The sequence below is a fragment of the Leucobacter musarum subsp. musarum genome (assembly GCF_001273845.1).
GTDB lineage: Bacteria > Actinomycetota > Actinomycetes > Actinomycetales > Microbacteriaceae > Leucobacter > Leucobacter musarum.
The window spans coordinates 490,958-506,217 of record NZ_JHBW01000087.1 but is presented as its reverse complement, the minus strand read 5'-3'; the positions used below and the strand labels follow the sequence as shown (position 1 = coordinate 506,217).

The 15,260-nt window shown below is 66.4% G+C and carries 14 protein-coding genes and 1 tRNA gene; 10 read left to right on the top strand and 5 right to left on the bottom strand.

The window, feature by feature from the left end:
• Window positions 1–55: 55 nt before the first annotated feature.
• Window positions 56–1,165 (bottom strand): FecCD family ABC transporter permease, encoded by a 1,110-nt coding sequence (locus CH42_RS11335; RefSeq protein ID WP_082309411.1) that lies wholly within the window; start codon window positions 1,163–1,165, stop codon window positions 56–58.
• A 5-nt stretch (window positions 1,166–1,170) separates the two neighbouring features.
• Entirely contained in the window at window positions 1,171–2,169 is a 999-nt protein-coding gene (fepB, locus tag CH42_RS11330) for a Fe2+-enterobactin ABC transporter substrate-binding protein (RefSeq protein WP_075205350.1), read from the bottom strand.
• Between the two features lie 86 nt (window positions 2,170–2,255).
• On the opposite strand from fepB, the gene CH42_RS11325 reads away from it, so the two are divergent.
• On the top strand, window positions 2,256–3,719 hold the full coding sequence (locus tag CH42_RS11325; RefSeq protein ID WP_053353247.1) for a helix-turn-helix domain-containing protein: 1,464 nt from the start codon (window positions 2,256–2,258) through the stop codon (window positions 3,717–3,719).
• Between the two features lie 9 nt (window positions 3,720–3,728).
• On the opposite strand, the gene CH42_RS11320 is transcribed toward CH42_RS11325, so the two are convergent.
• Both CH42_RS11320 and CH42_RS11315 read right to left on the bottom strand, forming a co-directional pair.
• Window positions 3,729–3,810: transfer RNA gene (locus CH42_RS11320), tRNA-Leu, on the bottom strand.
• 30 nt (window positions 3,811–3,840) lie between these two features.
• Window positions 3,841–4,623, bottom strand: a complete 783-nt coding sequence (locus CH42_RS11315) for a TIGR00645 family protein (protein WP_075205349.1) — start codon at window positions 4,621–4,623, stop codon at window positions 3,841–3,843.
• A gap of 264 nt (window positions 4,624–4,887) precedes the next feature.
• Here CH42_RS11315 and CH42_RS11310 point away from each other — a divergent pair, with 264 nt between their 5' ends.
• The 7 genes from CH42_RS11310 (at window position 4,888) to CH42_RS11280 (ending at window position 12,859) form a co-directional block, all read left to right on the top strand.
• On the top strand, window positions 4,888–5,940 hold the full coding sequence (locus tag CH42_RS11310) for a TerC family protein (RefSeq protein ID WP_075205348.1): 1,053 nt from the start codon (window positions 4,888–4,890) through the stop codon (window positions 5,938–5,940).
• A gap of 238 nt (window positions 5,941–6,178) precedes the next feature.
• Window positions 6,179–7,717 (top strand): 3-isopropylmalate dehydratase large subunit, encoded by a 1,539-nt coding sequence (leuC, locus tag CH42_RS11305; RefSeq protein WP_053353246.1) that lies wholly within the window; start codon window positions 6,179–6,181, stop codon window positions 7,715–7,717.
• 3 nt (window positions 7,718–7,720) lie between these two features.
• Window positions 7,721–8,323: a 3-isopropylmalate dehydratase small subunit gene (gene leuD, locus CH42_RS11300; RefSeq protein WP_053353245.1), complete on the top strand. Its 603-nt coding sequence runs from the start codon at window positions 7,721–7,723 to the stop codon at window positions 8,321–8,323.
• Entirely contained in the window at window positions 8,320–9,750 is a 1,431-nt protein-coding gene (gene murA / locus CH42_RS11295) for a UDP-N-acetylglucosamine 1-carboxyvinyltransferase (RefSeq protein ID WP_239684027.1), read from the top strand. Before leuD ends, murA begins: the two co-directional genes overlap by 4 nt.
• An 84-nt stretch (window positions 9,751–9,834) precedes the next feature.
• The gene (locus CH42_RS11290) at window positions 9,835–10,611 is read left to right on the top strand and encodes a lysophospholipid acyltransferase family protein (RefSeq protein WP_053353244.1); all 777 of its coding nucleotides are present in this window, start codon (window positions 9,835–9,837) and stop codon (window positions 10,609–10,611) included.
• Window positions 10,608–11,729 (top strand): NAD(P)H-dependent glycerol-3-phosphate dehydrogenase, encoded by a 1,122-nt coding sequence (locus CH42_RS11285; protein ID WP_053353243.1) that lies wholly within the window; start codon window positions 10,608–10,610, stop codon window positions 11,727–11,729. The genes CH42_RS11290 and CH42_RS11285 overlap by 4 nt, the downstream gene beginning before the upstream one ends.
• Entirely contained in the window at window positions 11,726–12,859 is a 1,134-nt protein-coding gene (locus tag CH42_RS11280; protein ID WP_053353242.1) for a D-alanine--D-alanine ligase family protein, read from the top strand. The genes CH42_RS11285 and CH42_RS11280 overlap by 4 nt, the downstream gene beginning before the upstream one ends.
• A gap of 36 nt (window positions 12,860–12,895) precedes the next feature.
• Here CH42_RS11280 and CH42_RS11275 read toward each other — a convergent pair whose 3' ends face one another.
• Window positions 12,896–13,390: a DUF3515 family protein gene (locus CH42_RS11275; RefSeq protein WP_075205347.1), complete on the bottom strand. Its 495-nt coding sequence runs from the start codon at window positions 13,388–13,390 to the stop codon at window positions 12,896–12,898.
• Between the two features lie 110 nt (window positions 13,391–13,500).
• On the opposite strand from CH42_RS11275, the gene thiL reads away from it, so the two are divergent.
• Both thiL and CH42_RS11265 read left to right on the top strand, forming a co-directional pair.
• A complete protein-coding gene (gene thiL, locus CH42_RS11270; protein ID WP_053353241.1) occupies window positions 13,501–14,532 on the top strand; it encodes a thiamine-phosphate kinase in 1,032 nt (343 codons plus the stop codon).
• A 52-nt stretch (window positions 14,533–14,584) separates the two neighbouring features.
• The gene (locus CH42_RS11265; protein ID WP_162231088.1) at window positions 14,585–15,211 is read left to right on the top strand and encodes an SIMPL domain-containing protein; all 627 of its coding nucleotides are present in this window, start codon (window positions 14,585–14,587) and stop codon (window positions 15,209–15,211) included.
• Window positions 15,212–15,260: the final 49 nt, after the last annotated feature.

The following is a 15,260-nucleotide window of genomic DNA, read 5'->3' as shown; positions in this document are numbered from 1 at the left end:
AGTTGCGCGATGATCCGGGACCGCGGAGCACGGCGCTGCGCGACCACCTGCCCGCTCACAGTGCGGCGACCCGGCGTGAGCGCACGAGTGCGATGAAGAGTGGCGCGCCGAACAGGGCCGCAGCGAGGCCGGTCTGCAGCTCTGCGGGGGCGACAAGCGCACGACCGAGCGTATCCGCGGTGACCAGCAGGGCCGCGCCGACGACGATCGATGCGGGGAGGAGCCGACGGTGCTCGTTGCCGGCAGCGAATCGAGCAATGTGCGCGGCGCCCAGGCCGATGAACCCGATCGGACCGGCTGCCGCGGTGGCGGCACCGGCGAGCACCACGACCACTGCTGCGGCGCCGATCCGGGTCCCTGCGACGCGCGTACCGAGGGCACTCGCGGCATCGTCGCCGAGCGCGAGCGCGTTGAGCGGCCCCGCGAGCAGACCGGACACGAGCAATCCGACCGCGATGAACGGCAGCACCGACCAGATGACATCCGCTCCGCGCCCCTGGAGTGAGCCGAGCGCCCAGTACCGGAAGATCGTGAAGCTCGTCTCGTTGCTGATGAGTACCATCTGCGTCAGCGCGGAGATGACGATCGCGACGGCGGTGCCTGCGAGCGCGATGCGCACCGGCGTCGCGGCGCTCCGTCGTGCCGTGCCCAGCGCGTAGACGAGCACTGCGGTGAGTGCGGCGCCGGCGAACGCGAACCAGATGTACCCAGTGACACTGTGCACTCCGAAATATGCGATCGCAACGACGACGCACAGCGACGCACCCGCGTTGACTCCGAGAATGCCGGGGTCAGCGAGCGGATTGCGCGTCATCGACTGCATGAGCGCCCCCGCGAGTCCGAGCGCGGCGCCCACGAGCGCGCCGAGCAGGATGCGCGGCAGACGAGACTGCACCACGATCAGGTGCGCATCATTGCTCGGGTCGTACGCGACGAGCGCCTGCACGACCGTTCCGGGCGGCACCGGGTGGGAGCCGAGACCCAGGCCGAGTACCGACGCTGCGGCGAGCAGGGCGACGCCGCCACCGAGCATCGCCGCGGTGCGCCCGCGCGGAGAGCGGCGGGTACGCGATGTTGGGCTCGCCGGGGCGGCATCGGAGGGCTGTCCGGGCTGCTCCGGGGCGCCGTGCGCATCGGCGCGGCGCCCCGGTGAGGTGATGGTCATCGCGGTCAGTTGCTGAAGGTGTCGACCAACAGCTCGACGGTCAGTTTCGCGCTGTAGTAATCGAGGCGGAACGCCTGTGCACCCATGGAGAAGACGCGGTCGTTCTGTACGGCCGGCTGATTAGCGAGCAACGGATCGCCGGAGAAGTCTGCGGCAGGATCCCCGCCACCCATGGCGACAGCGAGCACGGTTTCGGCATCTGCAAGACCGGCCGACGTGTTCTCGGAGGTGAGCACGTCGACGCCGCGTCCCTGCGCGTCGTCGGTCTGGTACTTCTCGGCGACCGGTGCGTAGGTGAATCCGAGCGACGTGAGCAGTTCTGCCTGCGGGCTGTCGGCCGTGAAGGCCCACGAGCCGTCGACGCCCATGTAGACCAGGGCGGTGGTCGGCTGCTCCGGGAGCGCAATGCGGGTGGCCTGGTCGGCGACCCAATCATCGTACTCGGCGATGCGATCCGCCGCCGCGTCTTCGAGCCCGGTGATCTCTCCCAGCTCGGTCGTGAGTTCCTGCCACGTGATGCTGCTGTAATCGAGCATGACGGTCGGGGCGATCTCGGAAAGCTGATCGTAGGCGTCGGCGGTGGCGTCGCCGCCATTCGCGGAGCCGATGATCAGGTCGGGTTCGAACGCATCGACGGCATCGACGTCGAGGGTGAGATCGGTGTACGCGATCTCGACGCCGCGGTCTTCGGCCACCTCGGCCCACTGGGTGAAGAACCCCTGGTCGTCGGTCAATGGGGAGACCGTGGTCGCGCCGGAGGCGACGAGCGGTGCATCGATGGCGAGCAGGCTGCCGGTGATGGAGGGGGATGTGGAGACGATGCGCAGCGGTGCCGCGTCGATCTCGGTCTCGCCGGATTCGTGGGTGATCGTGCGCGGCCAGTCGCCCGAGGAGTCGGAGGCCTGGGTGGCGTCGGCATCAGTCGCTGCGCTGCTCGTGCTGCAACCGGCGAGGAGCGCGGTCAGCGCGGCGGCCAGAATGATCGGGGCAAGGGGTTTCGCCATGCGGCGCACCTCCGTGGAATCGAGTTCAGCGCGGTCGAATCGCCGCGCGGTAACCTAAGTTAGTAGAGCCTAACTTGCATCTGTTGATGGAGAACGACACCGTGTTACCAGGACCCACCGGGCGCCTCGCCGAACCGTTGCTGTACGTCGCAGTGCGCGGTGCATGCAGGGTCACCGTGGGTGACGTCGCCTGCAGTATTGCGGAGGGTGAAGCGCTCTGGGTGCCGGCGGGGTCGATCGTAGATGCGGCCCGAGCGTCAGTAACCGGCATCGTGCTCCCGGTTCCCGGACACGCATCGGGGCCCGCGGTCATTGCGCGGATTTCCGGCGCGATCGAACACCTGCCGGTGCTGCTCGAGGCCTTCTCGAGGGGGCTCGGGCATCTCGATGACGGCTCGGCGCGCGGCGTTTCCGTGCGTATTGAGGAGTCTGCGCTGCTCGAGCCTCCTCCGGCGCCGGTCTCGGCCGAACTCCACGACCTCGCCGACACGCTGGCCGATAATCCCGACCTCGACCTCGCTGCCGCGCTTGATGCCGCGGTTACCGGCTGGAGCATGCGCTCCGTGCAGCGGAGGTTCCGCGCCGAAACCGGTCTGTCGCTCACCGCCTGGGTGCGTCGCTCCCGCATTCATGCTGCCGCCGAACTCCTGCGGAGCGGCCGTGATCTCGAATGGACAGCGCACCGAGTCGGCTTTCGCAGCGTGCCCGGGTTCGTGCGGGCATTTCGTGAGATTGCCGGATCACCGCCCGGCGAGTGGCGACGTACCGCGACGGGTGCCAAGCTCGCCCGGGCGCAGATCGTTCCCACGGTCGCACTGGCGGAGACCCGCACCTGGGAGCGGGTGAACGGCGCGCACGTCGCCGTGTGGGCAGCCCTCGGCGTCGTCGACGTGACCATTGGTGGGCGGCCGATGCGCCTGCGCGAGGGAGACGCTGTGGTGCTCCCTGCAGGATTGCGCAACCGAGTCACGGTGCCGGCCGGGTCGCTCATGCTGCCCATCGGCTATCGATCGGGCCGGGCGGGTGCCGTGGGGGTGCCGCTTGCCCCCGTGCAGGTGGCTCCACGGCTCGATATCGAGGCGATCGCGTGGATGATCGATGCGTATGCCCGGCCGAGTGCGACCGGACCCGGAGCCGAGCGCGTGGAGGCGGGATTCGCTTCGGTGCTCCGCGAGGGCTCTCTTGCGCCCACCGACACGGATGACCACCGGCTCGCAGCCCTTGCGAGCGCCGTGTCGCTGCGGCCCGAATGGAGTTTTGCCGACATCGCAGCGCTGCTCGACGACAGCGAGCGCGATCTCAGACGGCTCGTTCGCGAGCGCGCGGGGGAGTCGAGCGCGACCTGGCTTCGTGCGGCGCGCATGACCCGCGCACGCAACCGCCTCAACGAAGGGCAGGCAGCATCGCGCATCTCCCGTGATCTGGGCTACGCGCACCTGCCCGCGTTCTCGCGAGCGTTCCGAGAAGTGCACGGCGCGGGACCCGCGACGGTGCCGCTCACCGATATCTCGGCGATGTGGACATCTGCCGGGGCCGAGTCGGTGCGCTGATACGCCACGTGCGCGAGGGGGGACTTGAACCCCCACGTCCGAAGACACTGGAACCTAAATCCAGCGCGTCTGCCAATTCCGCCACTCGCGCGTGGGCCGGGAATCCCGGCCGAATACCACCTTAGCGGTCGTGCGAGACCACTTCGGCGCCCTCGGGCAGTTGTGCGCCTGCCGGCAGTCGCACGGTGACGAAGCCGTCGGCTGCGGGCGCCGCAGTCACCGTCGCTGGCGTCGGCGCAGCTGCAGGTGCGTCTCCGCGCAGTCCTGCTTCGATGGCTCCGGCGCTCAGCCCGCTCGGGGCCGCCGGCACGTGGTGCTGGCTCATCCGATCGATCCAGGCGAGCGCGATCGCGGAGACGATGAAGGCAAGGTGAATGGCGACCTCCCACATCACGCCCTCCGACGAGTACAGCACAGTGCCGTTCGAATTCAGCACCACGCCGCCATCCATGCGCCCCACCTCGATGAAGGTCTTGAGCAGGTGGATCGACGAGATCGAGATGATGGACACCGCAAGCTTGACCTTCAGCAGGTTCGTGTTCACGTGCGACAGCCACTCGGGCTCGTCGTGGTGCCCCTCGACGCGAATCTTCGACACGAAGGTCTCGTACCCGCCGATGATCACCATGATGAGCAGGTTCGCGATCATGACGATGTCGATGAGCGCGAGCACGCTGAGCATCACGTCGGTCTCCGTGATGTGCCCGGTCGCGACGACGTTCTCGACCAGGTGCCAGAGCTCGACGAAGAAGAGCACGACGTATACCGCCTGCGCGACGATGAGGCCGAGATACAACGGCGCCTGCAGCCAGCGGCTCGCGAAGATGAATCCTGCGAGCGTGCGAGAGGCGGCCCCGGGGCCGGCTTCGGTGCTGCGTTCGATGGTGTTGGGTCGCTGACTCACGTGGGGCCCTCTCTGCGGATGTGGATGGCATGATGCTAGCGCAGCGCGATTGAGCGTTCGTGAACGACGTGCGACGCGACCCGCCTGTGCGAGTACACTGTTGCGAGCGAAGGGGAGTATCCCGGTTCGCCCGTGTCGTCAATACGTGCCGCTCCGTAGCGGCGCCGGTGCGGGCGCGGTGCTGCAGGCGTCATGTCGAGCACCGGGGAGAGACTTTCGGTCATTTGCGCGCCTGCCGCGCCCTGCCGAAAGAAGTGCACTCCGGTGACCTCAGTTCTGCCGCTCTGGTTCGAAATCGGTTCGATGGTCGCGCTCGTCGTGATCCTCGTCGTCGATCTCGCCCTGATCATTCGTCGTCCCCACGTTCCGTCGATGCGGGAGGCAAGCCTGTGGGTCGGGTTCTACGTGCTGCTCGCGCTCGTCTTCGCCGGAGCGATCTTCCTGCTCGGCGACGTGCAGCACGGCACCGAATTCTTGGCAGGCTGGCTGACGGAGTACAGCCTCTCCATCGATAATCTCTTCGTGTTCGTGCTGATCCTCGCGAGCTTCAAGGTGCCCAGTGCTTACCAGCAGCGCGCGCTCATGATCGGTATCGTGCTCGCACTGCTCTTCCGCGGAGCGTTCATTCTGGTCGGTGCCGCAGTCATCGAACGATTCATCGCGATCTTCTTCGTGTTCGGTGCGTGGCTGATCTGGACGGCCTGGCAGCAGATCAAGCCCGGCGGTCACGACGATGAGGGCGACAGCTGGATCATTCGCCAGATCAAGAAGGTCATGCCGTTCAGCGATCACTACGACGGTGGCAAGTTGCGCACCACCGTCGATGGCAAGCGGATGTTCACTCCCTTCCTCCTCGTGCTGATCTCCCTGGGATTCACTGATCTGCTCTTCGCCCTCGACTCGATTCCGGCGATCTTCGGTATCACGCAGAGCCCATTCATCGTGTTCACCGCGAACGTGTTCGCGCTCATGGGCCTGCGTCAGCTTTACTTCTTGCTGGGCGGGTTGCTCGAACGTCTCGAGTACCTCAAGTACGGCATTGCCGCGATTCTGGCTTTTATCGGCGTCAAGCTGATCCTCCATGCCCTGCATGAGAATGAGTTGCCGTTCATTAACGGTGGCGAGCACGTTCCCGTTCCCGAGATCACGACCGGAGTTTCACTCGGCTTCATCGTCGGGGCGATGGCGATCGCGACGATCGCGAGCGTCATCAAGGCCAACCGCGAGGCGCGCGCGCAGGGTGAGCACCTCCACCTCGGCATGGCCGAACCGCACGAATCGAACAGTCAGCACCACGATCGCGCGAACCGCCATTAGGAGCCAGCGCGCGGCTCGGCACCGAATGCAGGGTGCTCGGGTCGCGCGGTGGTAGACTCTCGGCATGCGTTCGCGGGCTCTGCTTCTTCACAGCCGCGACGGGGTCTAGTCCATCGACCGCCCGTCGCGGAGTTCGCGCATGGTCGATCCGCCGCGTCAGAGCTTGCGAAATAGTTTCGTGCCGCGCGGTGTTGAACAGCACAGTGCTGAGTGCACGGAACCGGGAAGAGAAGCACACATGAGCGAGCAGAATGCGACGGAGGCGGCCGGTCGGCCGCGGACCCTGGCAGAGAAGCTGTGGGACGACCACGTGGTCGTCAAGGGCGAAAATGGCGAGCCCGACCTGATCTACATCGATCTTCACCTCATTCACGAGGTCACCAGCCCTCAGGCGTTTGATGGTCTGCGTGTCGCCGACCGCCCGCTGCGTCGCGTCGATCTCATGATCGCGACGGAGGATCACAACACTCCGACGCTCAACATCACCCGTGAGATCGAAGACCCGACGAGCCGTCTGCAGATCGAGACGCTGCGTCACAACGTCGCTGAGTTCGGCGTGCGCGCGCATCCGTTGGGCGACCGCGAGCAGGGCATCGTGCACGTCGTCGGCCCGCAGCTCGGTCTGTCAATGCCGGGTATCACAGTGGTCTGCGGTGACAGCCACACCTCGACGCACGGCGCCTTCGGTGCACTCGCGTTCGGTATCGGCACCAGCGAGGTCGAGCACGTGATGGCGACCCAGACGCTGCCGCTCAAGCCGTTCAAGACCATGGCGATCAACGTCGACGGCGAACTGCGCCCGGGCGTGACGGCGAAAGACATCATCCTCGCAGTCATCGCGAAGATCGGTACCGGCGGCGGGCAGGGGTATGTGCTCGAGTACCGCGGTTCCGCAATCCGTGGCCTGTCAATGGACGGCCGAATGACGATGTGCAACATGTCGATCGAAGCCGGTGCGCGCGCCGGAATGGTCGCTCCCGACGAGACGACCTTCGCGTACGTCAAGGGTCGCCCGCACGCACCGCAGGGCGCCGATTGGGATGACGCGGTCGCATATTGGAAGACGCTGCCCACCGACGAGGGCGCGGTGTTCGATGCCGAGGTGTTCATCGATGCGAACGAGCTCGAGCCGTTCGTCACCTGGGGCACGAACCCCGGTCAGGGCGTGCTCCTCAGCGACACGGTGCCGAACCCCGAGCTCATCGCCGATCCCAACGAGCGTGCCGCAGCCGAGCGCGCACTCGAATACATGGATCTCACTGCGGGCACCCCGATGAAAGAGATTCCGGTCGACGCGGTCTTCATGGGCTCGTGCACCAACAGCCGACTCGATGATCTGCGCACCTTCGCCGAGCTCATCAAGGGCAAGCAAAAGGCGGAGGGCGTGCGACTGATGGTGGTTCCCGGTTCCGCTCGCGTGCGAGCTGAAGCCGAAGCCGAGGGTATCGACCGTATCGTCGAGGCATTCGGCGGTGAATGGCGCTTCGCGGGCTGCTCGATGTGCTTGGGCATGAACCCGGATCAGCTGGCGCCGGGTGAGCGGTGCGCGTCGACCTCGAATCGCAACTTCGAGGGCCGGCAGGGCAAGGGTGGTCGTACCCACCTGGTCTCACCGCTGGTCGCAGCGGCGACCGCGATTCGCGGCACGCTCTCGAGCCCGTGGGATCTGCAGGACGATGCGGCGAACGGGGTGTCGCACGACGCGCCTGAGGGCTCCGAACTCCCGGTGCGGCGACGCATTCCGATCATGCCCGTCTCCGAGCAGGCAGGAGCCTGAGCCATGGATAAGTTCACCACGATCACGGGCATCGCAGCGCCACTGCAGCGTTCGAACGTCGACACGGATCAAATCATCCCTGCCGTCTTCCTGAAGCGGGTCACCAAGACAGGTTTCGACGATGCGCTCTTCTACCACTGGCGCCAGGACGAGCAGTTCGTGCTCAACCAGCCGGCGTTCCAGGGTGCGCAGATCCTCGTCGCGGGCCCCGATTTCGGCACCGGCTCGTCGCGCGAGCATGCCGTCTGGGCGCTGCGCGATTTCGGGTTCAAGGTGGTCATCTCTCCGCGTTTCGCTGACATCTTCCGCGGCAACTCGGGCAAGCAGGGTCTGCTCGCTGCGGTTGTTCCCGAAGACGACGTGAAGCGGATCTGGGCCGCCATCGATGCGCAGCCGGGCATCGAGCTCACGGTGAACCTCGAGGATCGCACGGTGACGGTCGGCGACCTGACCGTAGCGTTCGACGTCGACGACTACACGCGTTGGCGCCTGCTCGAAGGCCTTGACGATATTTCCCTGACGCTCCGCAACGCGGATGCGATCACCCAGTTCGAGGCGAAACGCCCGAATTGGATGCCGACGACGACTCCCGTGGAGGCCGCATGACCGAGAAGCTCACGACCCAAGACACTGCGGTCGAGACCGCGACTGAAGACGCGGATGCCGCCGGGCGCAAGCTCGACGCGCAGCGCGCCGGCGCCCGAGTCGGCCTCACCTCCGATGAGATCATCATCAACGGTGGACGGCCGCTGAAGGGCCGCATCGAGGTGCGGGGTGCGAAGAACCTCGCGACCAAGGCCATGGTCGCGGCGCTGCTCGGCAAGACGCCGAGCGTGCTGCGCAACGTGCCGAACATCTCCGATGTTCGCGTCGTCGCCGGACTGCTCGCACTGCACGGCGTGCTCATCACCAAGGGTGATCAGGCCGGGGAGTGGCGCCTCGACCCGTCGAACGTCGAGGTGGCGCATCAGGCTGACATCGATGCGCACGCGGGCTCGTCGCGCATCCCGATCCTCTTCTGCGGGCCGCTGCTGCATCGCCTCGGTGAAGCCTTCATCCCCGACCTCGGCGGATGCCGCATCGGCGACCGTCCGATCGACTTCCACCTCGATGCGCTGCGCCAGTTCGGTGCCGTCATCGAGAAGCTGCCGAGCGGCATCAGCCTGACCGCTCCGGATGGCCTCAAGGGAGCGAACATCGAGCTGCCTTACCCGTCCGTCGGTGCCACGGAGCAGGTGCTGCTCACCGCCGTGCTCGCCGAGGGCCAGACCGAGCTGCGCAATGCAGCGATCGAGCCCGAGATCGTTGACCTCATCTGCATCTTGCAGAAGATGGGCGCCATCATCTCGATGGAGCCGAACCGCGTCATCTTCATCGAGGGCGTTCCCGAGCTGCGCGGCTACGACCACCGTGCGATCTTCGACCGCAACGAAGCCGCGAGCTGGGCTGCTGCCGCGCTCGCGACCAAGGGCGACATCTTCGTCGGCGGTGTCGAGCAGGAAGAGATGATGACCTTCCTGAACGTGTTCCGCAAGGTCGGGGGCGATTTCGACGTCCACGACGACGGAATCCGCTTCTGGCACCCGGGTGGAGAGCTCAAGCCCGTCGTCATCGAGACCGACGTGCACCCCGGCTTCATGACCGATTGGCAGCAGCCCCTGGTGGTCGCGCTCACACTCGCTCAGGGCGAGTCGACGATTCATGAGACGGTGTACGAGAACCGCTTCGGCTTCACGGACGCACTCGTGAAGATGGGAGCGGACATCGTGGTGTACAAGGAGGGTCTGCACGACGAGAACCGTCGCGTCAAGCGTCGCGAGTTCGAGCAGGCCGCGGTGATCACCGGGCCCGTGCACCTGCGCGGCGCCGATATCGAGGTTCCCGACCTGCGCGGCGGGTTCAGCCACCTCATCGCAGCGCTCACTGCAGAAGGCCAATCGAAGGTCACGAACCTCGGCATCATCTCTCGCGGCTATGAGAACTTCATCGAGAAGCTGCACCTGCTCGGGGCAGATTTCGTCTACGAGAGCTGATCCTGCAGCAATCATTTTCTGCGAATGCGGCGGTGGCCCGGAGCGTATGCTTCCGGGCCACCGCCGCTTCGGGATAATGGACGTATGACTGACACGGTGAAATTCCGCAGCCGGCTTTCCGCGGAGAAACGCCGGCCCTCAGCGTTCTGGGCGCTCGCATCGTTGATTCTGCCGTTCTGGTCGATGATGGTTCGCTATCGCTTCACGCCGAAGTCGAAGCTGCCCGAGAGCGGTCCCTTCATCCTCGCGCCCAATCACTACAGCGAAGTCGATCCGATTGCGATGGGTGCCGCCGTCTGGCATCTCGGTCGACTGCCGCGTTTCATGGCGAAGGCGAGCCTGTTCAAGGTGCCCGTACTCGGCTGGCTGATGCGTGCCTCGGGTCAGATCCCGGTGCAGCGAGAAGGTGCGGCGCGCTCCGCCGCCCGTGACGGAAACCCCATGAGCGCGGCGTCACTGTTGATCGAACGCCAACAAGGGGTCATCGTGTACCCCGAGGGCACCCTGACCCGCGACCCCGATCTCTGGCCGATGCGCGGCAAGAGTGGAGCAGTGCGTCTCGCCCTTGAATCAGGCATTCCGCTGATCCCCGTGGCGCACTGGGGTACGCAGCACTTGATGCCGCGGTATGCGAAGCGACTGCATCCGTTCCCTCGGAAGACGATCGAGGTATCGATCGGGGCGCCGCTCGATCTGAGCAAGTTCAAGGGCCGGCCCCTCGATCAGCGTGTCATCAACGAAGCGACGCGCGAGCTTATGGACGCCATCACTGCGCTGCTCGCGGAACTGCGCGGCGAGACCCCGCCCGCTGAGCGCTGGGATCCGAGTAAGCACCAACAGAGCGAAACGGGACGCTTTTGAGTACTCGACCCGTACCCGTGGTGTCCGCGAGCGCGACGAAGAATCGCGGCCGCAAGGTCGCCGTCATCGGTGCCGGCAGCTGGGGCACCACGTTTGCCAAAGTGCTTGCCGATGCGGGGTGCGACGTCACGATCTGGGCCCGTCGCCCGGAGGTCGCGAATGAGATCCGCGTCGCGAAGCGCAACAGTCAGTACCTCCCGGGAATCAATCTGCCGAAGCGGCTCAGCGCCACCGACGATCTCTCGGTCGCGCTGAAGGGTGCTCGCCTCGTCTTCCTGGCCGTCCCGAGTCAGACACTGCGGCAGAACCTCATCGACCTCGAGCCGTATCTCGATCGTCGCTCGGTGCTCGTCAGCCTGGTGAAGGGTGTGGAAAAGACCACCACCATGCGCATGTCCGAAGTCATCGCGGATACGCTCGATCTCGACCCCGAGCGCATCGCCGTGGTGTCAGGCCCAAACATCGCGCTCGAGATCGCGAAGGAGCAACCCACTGGAGCGGTCGCGTCGTGCGTCGATCTGGGCGTTGCCCAAGAGGTGGCCACGGCCGCGAATGCTCACTACTTCCGCACGTACGTGAACACCGATGTGGTGGGGACCGAACTCGGTGGCGTGCTCAAGAATCTGATCGCACTGGCGATCGGCATCGTCGACGGTGTGGGGTACGGCGAGAACACGAAAGCCGCGATCATCACGCGTGGGTTGGCAGAGATGACCGAGTTCTCGGTGGCATCCGGGGCCGACCCGGCGACGCTGTCGGGGTTGGCGGGCCTGGGCGACCTGATTGCCACCTGCCAGTCTCCGCTTTCGCGCAACAACACCGCGGGGCGACTCATCGGTCAGGGGTACACGCAGGAGGAGACCCGCGAGCAGATGCAGCAGGTCGCCGAGGGCATCACGTCGGTGCCGCCCGTGCTCGAGCTCGCCCGTGAGCGGGGCATCGTCATGCCGATCGTGGAGCAGGTGCAGATGGTGCTCAGTGGCCGCATGGCGCCGAAGCACCTCGGCCCGCACTTGGCGACCGAAGACGAGGTGCCTCAGGCCGAGCTCAGTCTCGCCGCGCCGCAGGCCGGAAGAATCCGGCGACTATTCAACCGTTTTAAAGGAGAAACTTCGTGACTGAGCCCCAGCCCCAGGGCAGCGAACACGCGAAGAGCACCGTCGTGCTGCTGTTCGGCGGCCGATCGAGCGAGCACGGCATCAGCTGCGTCACCGCTGCCGGCGTGCTGCACGCGATCGACCGCGAGAAGTTCGACGTGATTCCGGTCGGCATCACGAAGCACGGCGCGACTGTGCTGATGCGCGAAGAAGATCTTTCGGAATACCGACTCGACGCCGCGGTGCTGCCCGAGGTGCGCGACAACGGCACGCGTGTGCTCTGGCCGGCGTCGACCGCGACGCGCGCGGTCACCGTGATCGACCAGCAGGGCACGCTGCGCAGTCTCGGCCACGTCGACGCCGTGCTGCCGATGCTGCACGGACCCTACGGTGAAGACGGCACCGTGCAGGGCATGCTCGAACTCGTCGATATGCCGTACGTCGGCAGCGGTGTGCTCGGGTCGGCATTGTGCATGGACAAGCACGCGGTAAAGACGGTGCTTGCCGACGCCGGCATCGCGGTGGCCCCGTGGAACACCGTCACGCGTTCGCAGCTCGATCACGACCCGTATCTCGTGTCGCGTCTCGACGAGGGCCTGACTTATCCGCTCTTCGTGAAGCCGGCCCGTGCCGGTTCGAGCGTCGGGGTCAGCAAGGTGACGGAGCAGGCGGGCCTGGGCGCCGCGCTCGAGATCGCATTCGCGGAGGATCGCACGGTGCTCATCGAGTCCGCCATCATCGGCCGCGAGGTCGAGATCGCCGTACTCGAAGGGCGTGGCGACGACCGCCCGCGCACGAGTTCGGTCATCGGCGAGATCGTCATCAGCGGTTCGGGGTTCTACGATTTCGACGCGAAGTACCTGGGAGCGTCGGGTGTCGAACTCCAGCTGCCGGCATCGGTGACGGAGGCGGAGTTCGCGGCGCTGCAGCGGGATGCGGTGCACGCGTTCGAGATCGCGCAGTGCGCCGGGCTGGCCCGCATCGACTTCTTCCTCACGGCAGAAGGCCCGGTGCTCAACGAACTGAACACGCTTCCCGGCTTCACGCCGATCTCGATGTACCCGCGCCTCTGGGAGGAGTCGGGTCTCAGTTACACCGACCTCATCACCGAGCTCATCGAGCTCGCGATCGAGCGCCGCCCGGCCTACTGACCGACGGCACGATCGGGGCGTCTCACGGCGCGATGTTTATTGTTTCGCGCCGGGAATGTCGAACGTGTCGGTGAGTGCCGTGCACTGGCGCTCTTGGGGCAACTGTTGCACGACGTTGTTGAGGTCGACGGTGGTCTCGGTGCCGCTGACCTGCTCGGAATCGACGTACACCACGATGCCAGGGGTGCGCCCGTACGGCTCGAATTTGTAGATCGGCGCGGCTGAGTCGTCGATCACCCAATCGACGCCGTTCACATCGACGCAGGCATCGGTCGTCGGCCCGCTCGGTTCGGTGCCGCAGATCAATTGGACCGCGCTGTCGCCCCATGCCCCGGTCGACTGGGCGTTGGTGGTGCGGCGATCCTGCCCCGCGACCGTGTCGGGTAGACGCACGATGACATTTGCGCACGCCGGATTGTTGGCATCGTCGGCCGCGGTCATGGGCACCGTCGGTGCGCATGCGGTGAGCATGGATGCTGCGCCCAGCAGTGCGGCGGTCGATGCGGCGATCTTCAGGGCACGAGACTTCACCCGGCCAGCCTACTCGTCGGCATCTGGTGGATCGCCGCACGGTGCCGTCTCGGGCACTCGGGGCGGTCGCCCGGTAGCGTGGAGTCGTGACGCCTGTCGAAGAATCCGAAATGACCGTGGGAGCGTTGGGAGAGCGCGGTGTGCTCGCGCGTGTGCTCGCTCGATTCACGGGCGCTGAGGCGGCGTCGGTCGGCCCCGGCGACGATTGCGCGGTGATGCGGCATTCCGGCGACATCGTGGTGACGACCGACACCATGATCGAGGGCCCCGATTTCCGACTTGCCTGGCACGACGGATTCGAACTCGGCTGGAAGCTGGCGGCGACCAATCTGTCTGATGTCGCGGCGATGGGTGCGCGGCCGACGGCGCTCACGGTTGCGCTCGCCGTGCCGCACGACACCCCGGTCGTGCTGCTCGAGCGCATCGCTGAGGGGCTCGATGCTGCGTGCCGCGCGCTCGCGCCGGGGTGCGGGGTGGTCGGGGGTGACCTCGGGCGCGCCCCCGTCGTGACGGCAGCGGTGACCGCGATCGGTGACCTTGACGGACGGGCTCCGGTGCTGCGCGGCGGGGCGTGCCCGGGTGATGTCGTCGCGTACGCGGGGGAGCTCGGCCTTGCTGGTCTCGGCCTGTCGCTCCTCTTCGCGGAGGCGGCCGACGGCGACGGCATCGCGCACGATCGTGCATTGCCCCGGCTCTGGGCGACGCACCCCGAAGTGCTCGCGGCGCAACTCGCGCCCGCGCCGCCGATTCCGCTGGGGGTCGTTGCCGCGCAGTTCGGGGCGACCGCGATGATGGATGTGTCAGATTCGTTGTCGATCGACGCGGAGCGCCTCGCGCGTGCGAGCGGAGTCGGCATCGATTTCTCAGCGGAGCACCTGCTGGCGTCGTTCGGCGAGCAGCAAGGGGTGCCGGTGCCGCTGACCGCGATGCTCACCGGCGGCGAAGACCACGGACTTCTGGCAACATTCCCTGCAGCAATTGAGCTTCCGAGCGGGTTCCACCGGATCGGTGCCGTGGTGCCATCCGGCGCCGGGACGAGCCTGCGGCTCGACGGCGAAGCGCTCACTGCGCAGGGGTGGGATCCGTACACCGTGCGACTTCCTGGCGCCGATGCGCCGTCAGCCTCTACTGTGGTGCCATGACGTGCACGCGCAAGGCATCGGCACGTGGATTCGACCGACGATCGGAGCAGCCATGACTGAGATTCGAGTGACCGGCGCAGCGACACGATCGCTTCCCGCGGACCAGGCAACCGTGCGAGCATCCGCGCGATTCGCGGACGCATCGCGCGAGAACGTGGTCGCCAGTGCCAGCGCGCTGCAGGATCGCGTGCTCGATCGTCTTCGCGCTGTCGCCGCCGCGGGCGGGGCCGACGCCTATATTGCGGACCCGATCAGCACCTCGAGCAATTCATGGTCGGGCGAGGGCGGCGTGCGAGTCGTCGAGCACAGCGCTGTGGTGTCGGTGTCGGTGACACTGCATGACCCGCAGCGTGTCGGCGAGCTCATCGCGGGCCTGATCGAGGACGGCGCCGATGCTGACGCGACGTGGGAGCTCAGCGCGGCGCATCGTGCAGCCGTGATCAGCGAGCTTCGAGCCGAGGCGGTCGCTGACGCTCGTGCGGCGGCAGGAGACTACGCGGCAGCGCTCGGCGCACCTGGGATCGAGATCACTTCAGTCGAAGACGCGAGCGACGCGGGGTTCCCCGGCCCGCCTGTCATGCGTATGGCCGCGGCGAAAGATTTTGCGCCCGAGGTCACCGCCCGAGACATTCAGGTGAGCGTGCGCATCGACGTGCGCGCGCAGACCGCGTCGGGCTGATCCTGCGCCGGTTTCAATGATCTGAGACGAATCGTGAACGCTCAGGCGC